At 42.9% G+C, this 14,826-nt stretch carries 17 protein-coding genes and 1 tRNA gene; 15 read left to right on the top strand and 3 right to left on the bottom strand.

The window, feature by feature from the left end; all coding sequences use genetic code 11:
• The first annotated feature begins 29 nt into the window (after window positions 1-29).
• The 4 genes from LZG75_RS10805 (at window position 30) to LZG75_RS10820 (ending at window position 2,985) form a co-directional block, all read left to right on the top strand.
• The gene (locus LZG75_RS10805; RefSeq protein ID WP_233937607.1) at window positions 30-269 is read left to right on the top strand and encodes a type II toxin-antitoxin system RelE/ParE family toxin; all 240 of its coding nucleotides are present in this window, start codon (window positions 30-32) and stop codon (window positions 267-269) included.
• The gene (locus LZG75_RS10810; protein ID WP_233925158.1) at window positions 270-581 is read left to right on the top strand and encodes an addiction module antidote protein; all 312 of its coding nucleotides are present in this window, start codon (window positions 270-272) and stop codon (window positions 579-581) included. It abuts the gene before it with no gap.
• A 374-nt stretch (window positions 582-955) separates the two neighbouring features.
• Complete coding sequence (locus tag LZG75_RS10815) at window positions 956-2,221, top strand: ABC transporter substrate-binding protein (RefSeq protein ID WP_233937524.1); 1,266 nt, start codon at window positions 956-958, stop codon at window positions 2,219-2,221.
• A 5-nt stretch (window positions 2,222-2,226) separates the two neighbouring features.
• Window positions 2,227-2,985 (top strand): SDR family NAD(P)-dependent oxidoreductase, encoded by a 759-nt coding sequence (locus LZG75_RS10820; RefSeq protein WP_233937525.1) that lies wholly within the window; start codon window positions 2,227-2,229, stop codon window positions 2,983-2,985.
• 352 nt (window positions 2,986-3,337) lie between these two features.
• On the opposite strand, the gene LZG75_RS10825 is transcribed toward LZG75_RS10820, so the two are convergent.
• The 3 genes from LZG75_RS10825 to tsaE form a co-directional block, all read right to left on the bottom strand.
• Window positions 3,338-3,413: transfer RNA gene (locus LZG75_RS10825), tRNA-Lys, on the bottom strand.
• A gap of 65 nt (window positions 3,414-3,478) precedes the next feature.
• Entirely contained in the window at window positions 3,479-4,828 is a 1,350-nt protein-coding gene (locus LZG75_RS10830) for an N-acetylmuramoyl-L-alanine amidase (RefSeq protein ID WP_233937526.1), read from the bottom strand.
• A 5-nt stretch (window positions 4,829-4,833) separates the two neighbouring features.
• Window positions 4,834-5,343: a tRNA (adenosine(37)-N6)-threonylcarbamoyltransferase complex ATPase subunit type 1 TsaE gene (gene tsaE / locus LZG75_RS10835; RefSeq protein ID WP_233937527.1), complete on the bottom strand. Its 510-nt coding sequence runs from the start codon at window positions 5,341-5,343 to the stop codon at window positions 4,834-4,836.
• 13 nt (window positions 5,344-5,356) lie between these two features.
• Between tsaE and queG the strand changes: the two genes are divergently transcribed.
• The 11 genes from queG to LZG75_RS10890 all read left to right on the top strand — a co-directional run bounded on the left by queG (window position 5,357) and on the right by LZG75_RS10890 (window position 14,715).
• On the top strand, window positions 5,357-6,424 hold the full coding sequence (gene queG, locus LZG75_RS10840; RefSeq protein WP_233937608.1) for a tRNA epoxyqueuosine(34) reductase QueG: 1,068 nt from the start codon (window positions 5,357-5,359) through the stop codon (window positions 6,422-6,424).
• A 2-nt stretch (window positions 6,425-6,426) separates the two neighbouring features.
• Complete coding sequence (locus tag LZG75_RS10845; RefSeq protein ID WP_233937528.1) at window positions 6,427-7,233, top strand: AzlC family ABC transporter permease; 807 nt, start codon at window positions 6,427-6,429, stop codon at window positions 7,231-7,233.
• Window positions 7,230-7,571, top strand: a complete 342-nt coding sequence (locus LZG75_RS10850; RefSeq protein WP_233937529.1) for an AzlD domain-containing protein — start codon at window positions 7,230-7,232, stop codon at window positions 7,569-7,571. The genes LZG75_RS10845 and LZG75_RS10850 overlap by 4 nt, the downstream gene beginning before the upstream one ends.
• Window positions 7,572-7,668: 97 nt before the next feature.
• Complete coding sequence (locus LZG75_RS10855) at window positions 7,669-8,652, top strand: tripartite tricarboxylate transporter substrate binding protein (RefSeq protein ID WP_233937530.1); 984 nt, start codon at window positions 7,669-7,671, stop codon at window positions 8,650-8,652.
• 24 nt (window positions 8,653-8,676) lie between these two features.
• Window positions 8,677-10,320, top strand: coding sequence for a malonate decarboxylase subunit alpha (gene mdcA, locus LZG75_RS10860; protein ID WP_233937531.1), 1,644 nt, complete (start codon window positions 8,677-8,679; stop codon window positions 10,318-10,320).
• A 2-nt stretch (window positions 10,321-10,322) separates the two neighbouring features.
• Window positions 10,323-10,643, top strand: coding sequence for a malonate decarboxylase acyl carrier protein (gene mdcC, locus LZG75_RS10865; RefSeq protein WP_233937532.1), 321 nt, complete (start codon window positions 10,323-10,325; stop codon window positions 10,641-10,643).
• A complete protein-coding gene (locus LZG75_RS10870) occupies window positions 10,625-11,536 on the top strand; it encodes a biotin-independent malonate decarboxylase subunit beta (RefSeq protein WP_233937533.1) in 912 nt (303 codons plus the stop codon). The genes mdcC and LZG75_RS10870 overlap by 19 nt, the downstream gene beginning before the upstream one ends.
• Window positions 11,529-12,236: a biotin-independent malonate decarboxylase subunit gamma gene (locus tag LZG75_RS10875; RefSeq protein ID WP_233937534.1), complete on the top strand. Its 708-nt coding sequence runs from the start codon at window positions 11,529-11,531 to the stop codon at window positions 12,234-12,236. Before LZG75_RS10870 ends, LZG75_RS10875 begins: the two co-directional genes overlap by 8 nt.
• Window positions 12,229-12,909: a malonate decarboxylase holo-[acyl-carrier-protein] synthase gene (mdcG, locus tag LZG75_RS10880; RefSeq protein ID WP_233937535.1), complete on the top strand. Its 681-nt coding sequence runs from the start codon at window positions 12,229-12,231 to the stop codon at window positions 12,907-12,909. Before LZG75_RS10875 ends, mdcG begins: the two co-directional genes overlap by 8 nt.
• A complete protein-coding gene (locus tag LZG75_RS10885) occupies window positions 12,906-13,778 on the top strand; it encodes a triphosphoribosyl-dephospho-CoA synthase MdcB (protein WP_233937536.1) in 873 nt (290 codons plus the stop codon). The genes mdcG and LZG75_RS10885 overlap by 4 nt, the downstream gene beginning before the upstream one ends.
• A complete protein-coding gene (locus tag LZG75_RS10890; RefSeq protein ID WP_233937537.1) occupies window positions 13,771-14,715 on the top strand; it encodes an acyltransferase domain-containing protein in 945 nt (314 codons plus the stop codon). Before LZG75_RS10885 ends, LZG75_RS10890 begins: the two co-directional genes overlap by 8 nt.
• Window positions 14,716-14,826: the final 111 nt, after the last annotated feature.

The raw sequence follows: 14,826 nt of genomic DNA on the forward strand, positions 1-14,826 counted from the left end.
TTAACATCAACCGAGCTGCTTTGAATGAAATGGATTCAGGGTCAAAGGGCGCTAGGCCAGCGGCAATGAGATCGGCATTGATAAAGCGTAATGTTAAGGCTTTGACTGATGGCGTTTATGAAATGCGCGAGAAGTTTGGACCTGGTTGGCGCATGTATTACGTGGTGAGGGGAAAAACGATTATTGTGATGCTGGGTGGCGGGGATAAGTCCAGTCAATCGAATGATATTAAAGTGGTAAAAAAATTAGCCAAGCTATTGGAGGATTAAATGAAAACCGTAAAAACAGAAAAGAAAATAAAAGTTAGTGGTTTAGCTGAATTTGACATGACTCGCCATCTGAAAAGTAAGCGCGCGATGACTGAGTATTTGAATCAAGTTATTGCTGATGGTGATGATGCCGAATTGGCGACTGCCTTGGGACATATCGCTAGGGCAAAAGGCATGGCTGAGATTTCTAAATCAAGCGGCATTACTAGAGAAGCCTTATATAAAGCTCTAAAGCCTAATACAAAACCTCGCTTTGATACTGTATCCAAGGTCCTTGGTGCCTTAGGTATGAGAATCACAATCCATGCCTAATAGTTTGGAAAATAAAAAAACCCCTAGATCTACTCTAGAGGCTTGGTGGGTCGGGCGGGATTGGCTTCCACATAACTTTGCTACACAAAGTTAGTGTCCACCGCTTTTCGCTTTGCTCAAAGTCGAACCAAGGTTCTCATCCAACACAACATATCAAATAAAAATAGCCCCAGAAAGGGCCATTTGTACGACTCGACACATAGTTAACACTTTATACCGGACACATACTTTACAGTTTTAGGCATAGGGGTAAACCATAAGTATTTAATAACAAGAACAACAGATAGTATTTAACAAATGCCGATGCAATTTCATTGCTAAATTAAATACGGCATTTTTAGTTTCCCTAATTGATTTACATTGGAGGGGTAAATATGAAAATTTTTCACTTTTTGATTTTAATTGGCGCATATCTCATATCTGCAGCGTCTTCAGTTAGCGCACAAGAAGCCAAATTCAATGAATATGGGTGGCCAGCAAATCAAGATAAAAAAGTCTCAGCAAGTTCAGTAAAGTGGCTTCAAGATAAAGGTTGGTGGCCACTACAAATTGCTTATCAAGCCCCTTGGTCTGGGCAAAATACACCAAATATAATCATGGATAAAAAAGGTCTTTTGGTTAAAAGAGGTATCGAGGCTAAATTTCAATCATTTGGTTCTGGCCCAGCTATTAATGAGGTGATTATTTCAGGCCGTTTTCAATTTGGTAATGGCGGAAACTTTCCATTTACATCATTAATTGATAAAAATATTCCAGTTAAAACAATTGCGGTAATTAATACCAATGTTTTACATGCCACAGTTGTTCCAATAGATTCAAAAATCAAATCAATGAAAGATTTTAAGGGTTCAAATCCGCCCGCTACTATTGGTCTTGTCACTGGATCTGGGGCAGAATTTTATATTCAAGCCTCAGCCAAAACTAATGGCCTTGAGATTGGCAAAGATATTATTCTAAAAAATATGCCTATTAGTGAGCAACTGGGTATGCCAAAGGGGTTAGATGCAGCAATTCCATGGGATCCTGCCGCAACCATTATGACTCAAGAGCGAAAAAATTCTCGATATATTGACGATATCTATCCCTACAATATCTATGAAGGCACCTTTTATGTTCGACAGGAAATAATTGATAATGCTCCAGATGTTGTTCAGGCATTCACAGATGCAATTGCAGAAGCAACTTTATGGATACGAAAAAATCCTGATGCTGCTGCTGAAGTATTACAGGAAGAGCCAAATTTAAAGAATTATTCCAAAGAAATTTTAAAGCAACAAATATTGGCTTATAACAATTTATATAAGCCCACTTATATATACCCAATCCCTCTTTTTTGGGGTCAAGCAAATGAGCCTATTTATAATTGGCTCTACGAAAATAAAAGGATTCAAAATAAGCTTACTGCAGCAGACTTTGCTAAGGCAGTTGATACACGGTTTATGGACAATACCTTTGCTAAATTAGGTTGGGCCATACCCAAAAGACCTCCATTCTTGCCTGCTAGCTGGAATGCGCCATTAGATAAAACTCCTTACCCCCCATATATGACACCTATAAGCACAACACAGGCTCAAGCTTTTCCTGAAAAAGGGGACTTAGTGCGGGACTGGGAATTTGATGGCAAGAAATATAAAAAGTAAAAGTATTGAAAAATATTTTTGATATTTCTGGTAAGCGCATTCTTATTACTGGAGGAGCCAGGGGGATAGGATTTTCTTTGGCAAAAATGTTAGCGGAACAGGGCGCCCGAATTTTTATCGCAGATGTTCTTGATGATTTGGGTTCGAGATCTGTTAAAGAGATTCATGGCGGGAATCATCTATATTTTCATTTGGATATTACAAATGAAGCTAGTGTTCAAAATTTAATTAATGATATTGCGCATCTCCATGGAGGTGTCGATATCGCTTTAAATTGCGCAGGGATTGCCGTTTTTTCCCCAGCTTTTGAAATGTCTTACGCGGATTTTTCTAAAACACTTGAAATTAATCTTAATGGAGCTTTTCTCCTCTCAAAATATTTAGCTTTATATATGACTAAAAATAATGTAGCGGGGAAAATTATTCATTTGGCATCTGTTTCTAGTTATGTCGCAAATCCAAACTATGCCGCCTACTCTAGCAGTAAAGCGGGCCTATCTCAATTGGTAAAAGTTTTAGCTAGAGAATGGGCGGAAAAAAATATTACAGTTAATGCGATTGGCCCAGCTATAACGCCCACCTTGTTAACCAAGGAAATTTTTAAGGATAAAAATTGGGAGGCTAAAAGTTTGTCACAGATTCCTATGGGGCGGTTTGGTACGCCAGAGGATTTATTAGGAGCAGTTCTGCTTCTAGCGTCACCTGCAGGGAGTTATATTACTGGGCAAACTTTATTTGTCGATGGGGGGAGAACCTTAGTTTAATAGAGCAAAAATGCAGTCGTATTAATTTAATATCAGTATTTGGTGGGTAGCGGACTTAAAGCATTTGTCCATTACGGACCAAGTGTGCAACGCGCTTATCGACTCGAATACCAAGATCTATATGGGATTGATGGGTAAAACAGCGGATTAGTGGAAATTGTTCCAGGCTAGGATTATGAAACGGCCCGCAAAGCCCTATCCTATATGGTGGGTCGGGCGGGATTGGCTTCCACATAACTTTGCTACACAAAGTTAGTGTCCACCGCTTTTCGCTTTGCTCAAAGTCGAACCAAGGTTCTCATCCAACACAACATATCAAATAAAAATAGCCCCAGAAAGGGCCATTTTTATTTGGTGGGTCGGGCGGGATTCGAACCCACGACCAACGGATTAAAAGTCCGCTGCTCTACCGACTGAGCTACCGACCCAGAAAGAAAGAAATTATAGCAATTTGTTGCTGGACTTCTTGAAGATCGCTACCCACCCCAATGAATCAGGAGTTAACACGTCTTGCTACTGGTGGATTTTTGGCAAAGTAGTCTTTAATTCCCTTCAAAATGGCTTCCGCAATGCGATCCTGGTAGGCCTCATCATTCAGTCGGGCCTCTTCTTCTGGGTTACTGATGAAGGCAGTTTCTACCAAAATAGAGGGAATATCGGGCGCTTTTAAGACTGCAAAGCCGGCTTGCTCTACTTTGCCTTTATGCAGGGGGGCAAACCCACCGATTTGTTGCAGTATGGCCTGCGCTGCTTGCATAGAGTCTTTAATTTGTGCGGTTGTTGACATATCTAAGAGCAAATTGGCTACTTGAGCATCTTTAGTTTTGATATTGATGCCGCCCACTAAATCTGAGGCATTTTCTTTATTAGCCATCCAGCGGGCAGCAGTGCTTGAGGCTCCTTGTTGCGAGAGGGCAAATACCGAAGCGCCTTTTGCATGTGGTTGGATAAAGGCATCAGCATGAATTGAGACAAATAAATCGGCCTGTACTTGGCGTGCTTTCTGAACTCGTACGCCTAGTGGCACGAAATAATCGCCATCCCGAGTCAGGTAGGGGCGCATATAGGGAACATTCTCGATTTTATCTTTTAGACGCTTAGCAATTGCGAGCACTACTTGTTTTTCTTTTGAGCCCCGCGCACCAATGGCGCCGGGATCTTCGCCGCCATGACCAGGATCAATAGCAATAGTAATTAAGCGTTTATAGCGGTTATTGGCCGCTTCTTTATTTGTTAAAGCCGAACTTTTATTAGGCGGTAATTCTTTATTGGCAAATTCAGCAATTAAATCGGGCTGGGCATTCAATTGTTCGAGGGCTTTTTCTTTGCGGGCACTGTTTTTTACTAACTCCATTAATGGGTCGGGTGGGGCGGCTGAATAGAGATCAAACACCATGCGGTATTGGTATTCGGCAACTGGGTCAAGGGTAAAAATTTGTGGTTTGACGGGTTCTTTTAAGTCAAACACCAAGCGCACTACATTAGGTTGAAATTGGCCCACCCGGATTTGTGACACATAAGGGTCATTAGGCTTCACCTTGGCCACCAAATCCTTTAAGGTTGGATTCAGCTCTAGCCCTTGTACATCAACTACTAGGCGATCGGGATTCGTGAGCATCTGTTGGGTAATAGGCAACGGTGTATCAGACTCTAAGGTAATGCGAGTGTAATCTTCAGAGGGCCAAATTCGCACACCCATTATCTTGGCGCCGTAAGCGATTTCATTGATACCCAGCAGAATTAAAAATCCCGCCTTTTGTAGCCCCCCTAAACCCAAAACTGCTTTAGCAGACCGTCTTAAGGTGCGACGCTTAATCTGATTAACTGCAGAAGTTTTAGTCATCGCGTTTAACTTAGGCTTTCAAGCTTTAAGAAGATGATTTGCCCTGTGGGCGAGTGAGCGGCGATATGAATCTCGCGTTCACATTCAATCGGCAACGCTGTAATGCTAATAGAGAGATCAAAGACCGGTAAGGTATCTTCGGCTTTTTCTGGCCATTCAACTAAACAAAGGCCTGGTGTGGTAAATAAATCAGCAAAGCCAGCCTCTTGCCACTCTAAGGGGGAGCGCATGCGAAATAAATCAAAATGATGCACAGCAATCGAGTGTTGCGCTACCGCGATCGAGTAGGGTTCGCACAAGGCATAACTAGGGCTTTTCACTTTTCCCAGATGCCCCATGGATTGAATGAGGCTGCGGGCAAAGCTGGTTTTGCCAGCGCCTAGCTCGCCGCTGAGAGCCAAATTGACCTGCCCATCTGGTGACTCCTTGAAATATTGAGCCAGCGCTTGCCCTAGGGACCTAGCTAGATCACCCGTTTCGCTTTCCTGCCTACAATGTTTACTTAATTGATTCAATGTGTACTTTGATATGAATATTGCTTGGTTGCGTGAACAGGCTACTCTTTTCGGCTTTGACCGTTTGCGCATTACCGACACCTATCTTGGCGAGGCTAGCGAACGCTTGCGTCAGTGGCTGGCCGAGGGTCGCCACGGACACATGGATTATATGAGCCGTCACGCACTTTTGCGAGCCGACCCAAAATTACTCTTACCGGGTACAGTGCGCGTCATTTGCGTCAGTTTGAACTATCTACCCGACGATCATGACATAGACCAAGAATGGCGGCAATTAGCCAATCCACGTGCTGGAGTCATTTCAATGTATGCCCGCGGTCGCGATTATCACAAAGTTTTACGTGGCCGTTTAAATGATTTTGCCAAAGCAATTGAAGGTCAAATCGGTCCCTTTGGATATCGGGTCTTTACCGATTCAGCGCCTTTAATGGAAGTAGAACTGGCGCGTAAAGCGGGCTTGGGTTGGCGTGGAAAACATACCGTACTTTTAAATCGCGAATCGGGGTCCTTCTTTTTTCTCGGTGAAATCTTGGTTGATCTTGCTCTACCCGTTGACCCTGAGGAAGTGCAGCACTGTGGCACGTGCACGGCTTGCATTGATGTTTGCCCTACACAAGCAATTACAGCGCCTTATCAGCTTGATGCGCGTAAATGTATTTCCTATTTAACCATTGAAAATCCCGCCGCTATTCCGCTTGAATTTCGGCGACCGATGGGTAACCGTATCTACGGGTGTGATGATTGTCAATTAATTTGCCCATGGAATAAATTTGCTAAACGCTCCAGCGTGCCTGATTTTGTAGAGCGCCATGGCTTAGGCGAGCAAAGTTTATTGGCATTATGGTCTTGGACTGAAGCCGAGTTTGAGCAGCGGCATGAAGGCAGTGCAATTCGGCGCATTGGTTATAGTCGCTGGCGGCGTAATTTAGCTGTTGCCATGGGGAATGCGTTAGCTAATTCGGCATTAAATGAGATTGAACATGCTGAAATGAAAAGCGCACTAACGGTTGCCATGCCTATGGCCGATGATCTTGTGCGCGAGCATATTCAATGGGCATTACAGCCAGAATCTACAATCTAGCCATGACTGCTGCTGCGCCACCCCCACTTCCCCCCAAAGCCTTCCTGGTGCCGAATTCTGCAGAGCTAGATGGGAAAGGACCTCAGCGTTACACCAGTCGCAAACATGCGTTCTGGAGTGGCTTTCGGCATGCTGCTGGAGCTCCGGCAATGGTACTGTTCGCCGGCATGGTGGGCTTTGGGGCAATGGCTAAAACCAATAATATTGATATGTGGTTCACGTCTTTAAGTAGCTTGTTGATGTTTGCCTTACCAGGGCAAGTGGTGTTATTGGATATGGTACTTTCTGGTTCATCAGTAGTGGCAATTATCCTAGCTGTAACGTTGACATCTACTCGTTTCGTTACGATGACAGTTACTTTGTTTCCACAACTACATCCGCGTGATCGCAATCGCAAACTCTATGCTTCAGTGCACTTATTAGCAATGACCGCTTGGGCGGTATCGATGCGTGAGTTTCAGGCAATTGAGTCACACCATCGTCTCCACTATTATTTGGGCCTTGGCATTTTATGTTGGGCGATTAGTTTTCCGGCAACCATTTTGGGTTATTTGTTGGCTGGTTTAGTACCCAAGTGGATTGCCTTGGGACTTGTTTTTATTAACCCCTTATTTTTTCTATTAACGTTTACTGAGGTTAAAGCCACGATCAATCGCGTAGCAATTATTTTGGGGGGCGTCTTAGGACCCTGTTTTTATTTACTAGATCGCGACTCGAGCTTGCTCGTATCTGGTGTGGTTGCAGGTACGGTAGCCTACCTTATTGATCGCCAGTTTTTACGTCGTCGTTTTAAAGATCAATCATCATGAACACTGCCCTACAGGGTTGGGGTATTTGGCTAGCGCTTTTCGGTGCTTGTATTGGCACTTATTTATGTCGCGCCATAGGTGTTTTACTCTCAGGGAAGATTAATCAAGATAGCCCGATTTTCGAGTGGCTTTCCGCGGTTACTTACGCAATGGTGGCAGCGCTTACAGTGCGGATGATTATTCTACCTTTTGGCTTATTAGCAACTGTTCCAATGTATCTGCGCATTGGTTTATGCGGTCTATGTTTAGCAATAATGCTATCAAATCCTCATAAGCAGTTAGTGCCAGCCTTATTAACTGGAACCTTGCTGATGATGACTTACGGATTAATTTTTTGAAAACTATTTATCAAAATATCCATCTGCCAAGTCATTTTTTTCAATGTAATATAAGGAACCTACTGGTTTTCATTTTGTAACGCCCTGGAGATTGGAAATGACTTTAAATAGAAGGTTAGTACTTAAATCGCTAGTTGCCATTTCAGGCACACTTTTTTCTTTACGTAATTGGGCTCAATCATGGCCAGATAAGGCGATCAAACTTGTACTTGGCTATACCACTGGCGGAGCCTCAGATGCGACTGCACGCATTATTGTTAGGCCTTTAGAGCAAAATTTAAAACAAACTGTTGTGATTGACCATAAGCCAGGTGCCGGCGCATCGATAGGCGCTGAATTTGTGGCCAGAAGTACGCCTGATGGTTACACTATTGGCCTCACCGATACTGGGCCCTTGTGTATCATGCCGCATTTGCGCAAAGTGGCATATGACCCCCTAACTGACTTCACCCCCTTATCTTATGTATGCTCTACTGGGCTGGTCTTAATTGTAAATCCAGCATTGGATGTTAAAAACGTACAAGAATTAATCACTTTAGCGAAGGCTAACCCAGGTAAGTTTAGTTATGCAAGTTCTGGCGTGGGATCTGTACATCATTTAGCTGGCGAACTTTTTAAAGCTAGAGCCGGGGTTTTTATTGTGCACATTCCCTATCGCGGTGCTGGCCCAGCGTTAACTGACTTGATTGGGGGGCAAATTCCTATTATGTTTGCCACAATCGGGCCTGCATTACCCATGATTGCTTCTGGGAAAGCTAGGGCATTGGGAGTGACATCTATTGTTCGGTCTAGCTCTTTGCCGACTGTTCCAACCATTGCTGAGCAAGGGCTAAAGGACTATGAAGCAGTTTTACGATTTTATATGGTTGGCCCAATCAAAATGCCGGCGCCTGTTACCACCTTGTATCAAACTAATTTTAAGCAGATCATGCTTGAGCCCAATGTGATTAACGAACTTAAAAAATTGGGAAATGATGACATTGTTCCTAAAACCCCAGCCGAAATTCAGTCGATGATTCAGTCAGACTATCGAAAATGGGGGGCAGTGATTAAAGAGGCGAAAATTACACTTGACAGTTAATGGTGTCGTGAAGAAAAAGTTCCCATGAAAAAATGGAATACGCTTGAGCTTAATTTAGCTCAACGCCTCGAGCGGGCGCGCACAATTACAAATAATAAGTACGTTTCACAAGAGGATATAGTTCGCCTGCTTGAGCTGGTCATTGAACCTGGAGATAAAATTTGCATTGAAGGTAACAATCAAAAACATGCAGATTTTTTGTCGCAATCTTTGGCGGCGGTAAACACTCAAATAATCCACGATTTGCATATCGTGCAATCAAACATTGCCCTTCCTGCGCATTTAGATATTTTCGAAAAAAAAATTGCAAAAAAACTAGACTTTTGTTATTCAGGTGAGCAAGGTGTTCGCTTAGGAAAGTTAATTAAAGAGGGGCTAATTGAGGTTGGTGCGATTCATACCTATTTAGAGCTGTATAGCCGTTACTTTGTTGATTTGACCCCTCGCGTATCTTTTATCGCCGCTCAAAGCGCAGATTCTCAGGGCAATCTATATACCGGACCAAATACTGAGGATACGCCGCCAATTGTTGAGGCCACAGCATTTAAAAATGGCATAGTAATCGCCCAAGTAAATGAGATAGTTGAAAATGTACCGCGTATTGACGTACCTAGCGATTGGGTTACTTTTATTGTCAAGGCGCCTAAGAATCACTATATCGAGCCAATCTTTACGAGAGATCCCGCATTAATTACTGAGGTGCAGATCTTGATGGCCATGATGGTGATTAAGGGAATTTATATTCCTTATGAGATTAATCGACTAAATCATGGTATTGGATTTGATACTGCAGCCATTGAGCTAATTTTGCCGACCTATGGCGAGTCGCTTGGATTAAAGGGTAAGGTCTGTGAATACATGAGTGTTAATCCGTGCCCCACCTTAATACCCGCAATAGAGTCGGGTTTTATTAAAAATATTCATTGTGCGGGGTCTGAGCTCGGGATGGAGGATTATGTTGCGGCTCGCCCTGATATTTTTTTTACTGGCCCAGATGGATCGCTTCGCTCGAATAGGGCTTTTTGCCAACTTGCTGGCCACTATGCCGATTTATTTATTGGTTCAACTTTACAAATTGACACTGAGGGAAATTCATCTACAGCAACTTTAAATCGAATTGCTGGATTTGGTGGCGCACCTAATTTTGGATCAGACTCCAGGGGTAGACGCCATGCTAGCAAAGCGTGGTTAAAAGCTGGTGAGGAAAGTATGCATCCAGGAAAATCAGTAATACCACGCGGGAGGAAGTTGGTAGTACAAATGGTAGAAACCTTTAAAGACAAGATGCAAGCTACTTTTGTAGATAAATTAGATGCTTGGCAATTAATGGAAGATTTTCAGTTAAGCATTCCGCCGATCATGATTTATGGGGACGATGTTACTCACTTAGTTACCGAGGAAGGTATTGCACACCTTCATCGATGTCGTAATTTGGCTGAAAGAGAACAGGCAATTAGAGGTGTGGCAGGATATACCCCTGTAGGACTAGCTAGAAATAAAAAAGTCGTAGAGGAATTGATTAGCAAAAAGATTATTCAGCGACCTATAGATTTAGGAGTTGATCCGCGCATGGCAACGCGCAATTTATTGGCAGCAAGGTCGATTAAGGATTTAGTTTTTTGGTCTGATGGTTTATATAAACCACCTAAACGCTTTAGGAATTGGTAACTATGGAAGCTTTTGAATTTAAGTTTGGCCCTTGGTCAAACCCTTCTCAATTAAGCAATAAAAAACCGACTATTGTCGGTGTAGTTGGGTCGGGTAATTTAGAGGTTTTGGTGGAGGAGGTTGATTTAAATGGGTGCACTCAATTTTCTTTAGAGACTTCGATTGATGGTTTTAAGAAAACATGGCAAGCAGTACTTTCAGACTTTGCCGAACAAGAGCAATTTGCAAATACCATCATTACAATTAATGATGGTGGAGCAACGCCAGCAGTAGTGCAGCTACGTCTTGCTCAGGCGGCACAGCAATGGAAAGAAACCACATGAGATTAGAAAATATTTCCGGTCTTTATGAATCTTCAGCACGTGAACGTATTTCATTAATATTAGATAGAGCTAGTTTTAAGGAGATTCTGCCTCCATCTAAGCGGATCTCTAGCCCACACTTAAAAACGCTGGGTATGCCAATTGCATTTGATGATGGCATCGTCATAGGGGTTGGTTTGTTGGAGGGAGAGAAGGTATTTTGCGCAGCTCAGGAGCCCGGTTTTATGGGCGGCTCAGTTGGAGAAGTGCATGGTGCAAAATTAACCGGTTTACTTGAGCGAGCTGCGATAGAAAAGCCGGCTGCCGTTATTTTAATTTTAGATACTGGCGGCGTCCGTCTACACGAAGCCAATGCCGGACTCATTGCCATATCTGAAATACAAAGAGCATTATTTAAGGCGCGCTCAATGGGCGTAGTTGTAATTGCAATTTCTGCTGGTTCAAATGGAATATATGGCGGCATTGGAATTGTGGCGCGATGCTGTGATTACGTTTTAATTACTGAACAGGGCCGCTTATCTGTTTCGGGCCCTGAGGTAATTGAGTCGCAAAAAGGGGTTGAAGAATTCGACGCCCGTGATAAGGCCTTAGTGTGGCGCACCATGGGGGGTAAACATAGATACTTGCAAAATGAAGCGCAAGCCTATACAAAAGATTTAATTGAAAATATACGCGCGACCATCGCAGCCTATTTCAGTAAGTCAGTTCCGCTTAGCCTTGAAGAATTATTAAGGCAGCATAAAAGCCTGGGCCTGAGATTAGAAAAATTTAGTGACTGTGCTGATGCCCTTGATATCTGGGCCAAAATGGGCATTCAGAATCCCGATCAAATTCCTAGTCTTGATGATGAATCTTTTATTGCCATTGCTAATCGAGTAAGAGATCATGACTAATGCTAATTCTGCTTGTGAGCAATTATTCCCTTTGGGCTTTAATTTAGCGACTGCAGGGGAAATGATTTATGGTGAAGCAAAAACAAGTAGGGGCGTCGTTGCTTTACTTGGCACAATTAATAGCGCACCCATTGGGGTCGATTTGGCTTTTGGATTAGCTGGGAAAGTGCTTGAAATTATTCAAAATCATCCCCAAAGACCAATCATTATTTTGGTTGATACACAAGGGCAAAATTTGTCACGGCGTGATGAGTTGCTTGGCAATGCAGGCTACTTAGCCCATCTTTCAATGTGCTTCGAGCTTGCGCGAATACGTGGTCACAAGCTAATTAGTATTGTTTATAAGGAAGCTGTAAGCGGTGGTTATCTTGCATTAGGAATGATTGCCGACAGATCTTTTGCCTTGGAGAACGCCCAAATTCGCGTGATGGCACTTTCTGCAATGTCACGCATTATGCAAATTCCATTAGAAAGACTAGAGGAGCTATGTACTAGCTCACCTATATTTGGACCTGGAGCTAACAACTACGTTGCACTTGGGGCATTAGATGCGGTTTTGGTAAATGATTTATCGTCACCAATTGAGGGGGCCTTAGGTCAAAATGAGCAGCTTGATCAGCGCGCAAAACTCGGCCTTGAAAGAGGTGGCAGAACATTAGCCTTTGAAGTAATAAATTCAGTTATTAATACCCATGTATGAAATTGCCTCCCTAGCGCCGTGGCGACATCGGCAGATTTGGATTCGACCAGAAGATGCTGGCGAAGTTTTTTTTGAGCGCGACGAATCTAGGGAAAAAGTTAACTATTTAGTATCTTGGATCAAGCAAAATAAGCCTTTAGTAGGTAGAGCTTTTGGGCAAGCTAATCTAGCCTCAACGGGCTTGAGACCAATTGGTTTGCTGCAACTTGGATCACCCAAGAGCAAGCAACGCCTTTATCTATTAGTTAAAAACACAGTTATCGATAAGGTTGAGCAACCCCTTTTATTAGCCTCAGTTCTAGCGTATTTGCCTCTCCAGCATTGTTTATGTGCCACCCATTTATTGGCTTTACTTCAAGGAGTTGAGGTTGAAATTAGGGTATATGGATCTGCATTCTGGAGTCATGCACAAAAATCTACATGCATGACAGAGGAGTCAGATTTAGATTTAATCATCCAAACACATGGTCGCAATAATATTGAAAAGACTTTTGTTGCGCTCAATAAATGCAGTAATTTATATGCCATTAGACTCGATGGCGAATTAGAGTTGCCCGATGGTAATACTGTTGCTTGGCGTGAACTATCGATCATGCCAGACAAAATATTAGTGAAGTCAGATCACGGACCTTCACTGCAAAATTGTAGTGAAATTTGGGCGCAATTAGCATGAGGCCATTAAGTCTCAAACAGGCCCTGCATGAATCTATTGGCCCACTAGTAAACGCGCAAACAACTATTAGAGATGCTTGTTTATGGGCTCTTTGGCATGAGTTAATTACCTTTCCTAAACCTGGTTTAGTTAGCCTTGAAGACTCTGGCAGCCATTCTGATATGTCGGCTAGCCACTTTTCAAGCAGCATAGTTGCCTTGCGCTTTTATTTTTATCAAATTGCCGAAGCGGGTTCTAGGGGGCTTAAATTTGAAGTATTACGTGAATTGGGAATCTCGGGCGAGCAAAGAATGCTGGCCGCCACCAGTGGCCGCAATACCCATAGGGGAGCTATTTTTAATTTAGGCTTATTGGCTGCCGCAGCTGGCTATCAATTAAAGAATAATATTCAATTGAAATCCCTTGGTGAAATTGTGACTGAGCTTTGGGGTGAGGAATTAATCAAACATCAGCGGAGCAGTGATAGCAATGGCTTCAAAATCTTTAAAAAACATGGTACGGGCGGAGCATTAAGTGAGGCGCAGAGTGGTTTTAGAACTGTCTATCAAATTGGTTTACCAGCCTACCAGAAGCTTTTATTTCAGACCCAAGATCCTGAATTAGCCCGCATCCACACTTTTTTTAAACTACTTTCAGTTACTGAAGACACGAATTTATTGCATCGGGGGGGATTAGATGGACTTTTATTTGCCCGGAATGAAGCCCTTTCTTTCTTAAGCGAAGGTGGCGTTTTAAATCCCGGGTGGCATCAACATGCTGTAGCTATTCATCACAAATTCATAGCACGAAAACTAAGTCCTGGAGGCTGCGCTGATTTATTAGGAGCCTGTCTTTTGATTGATTATCTTGATCTGACCCTTGATGTCTAATTTTGCGCCTAACTTTGCAATTGTCTGTTCAGGCCAAGGAAATTTAAGTGCAGACACCTTAGCATTTTCAAAGATACAGCACGACGGCGCAGAGGTAATAGAAATTTTTTCCTCAATTTTTAGTTCTAATCTTTATGCCGAAATAGGTAAGCTATCACAGCAAGGCTTTAATCCGCTATCGCAGCCACTCGCGGTGGCCTCGGCGATTGCTAATTGGCGCATTCTTCAAGAAGCTCTGCCAATTCCCAAGATGTTTGCTGGATATAGTGTCGGTGAGGTTTCTGCATGGGGATGCGCAACATCATTACCAATTGAGCAGATTGCCCAGATTGCCTACAACAGATCATCCTTGATGGATCAATATGCTCCGCCTAATTCTGGCATGCTCGCAGTTCGGGGAATAGATTTACTCAAGCTTAATCAGCATTTAAATGGTGGTTTAATATATGTGGCAATTATTAATGAAGATACCCATTTTGTGGTTGGTGGCAATAAAGATGAGTTAAAGAAGCTTGCTGAGGTGCTAACAGCTTCGGGCGTTTGGTCAAAATTATTGGATGTCTCTGTTCCTTCTCATACTCCCTTGATGGTAAAAGCCAGTAGTGAAATGAATATCTATTTACGAAACTCCTTTTCAACAACTGTCGTACCCTGCAATTCTCCAGTTTTACTGGGCATTAATGGCGCGCGTTGTACAGATTTTGTAGTGGGGATGCAATCTTTAGCCAGAGCAATTGCTGAACCCATTTATTGGCAACATGCTATGCAAACTTTATCCGATAGTGGCATCAAAGTAGTTTTAGAGCTTGGCCCAGGCGGATCATTGGCGAAAATGATTACTGAAGTTCACCCGCATATTGCGGCAAGATCTATAGCTGATTTTAGGACCCCCAAAGGCGTTGTAGATTGGGTCTTACGGCAATTGGATGAAGGCTAAGAATTTATTTTCAGTGCCTTATCGCCTATTTAATTGAGGGCTTTACTAGCTATTTTTTAGTTGATAATCATTCTCATTTAAACTAAGCACTGGCGTTTTGCGGTGCAACCT

It is taken from the genome of Polynucleobacter sp. IMCC30063 (assembly GCF_021395235.1).
Lineage (GTDB): Bacteria > Pseudomonadota > Gammaproteobacteria > Burkholderiales > Burkholderiaceae > Polynucleobacter.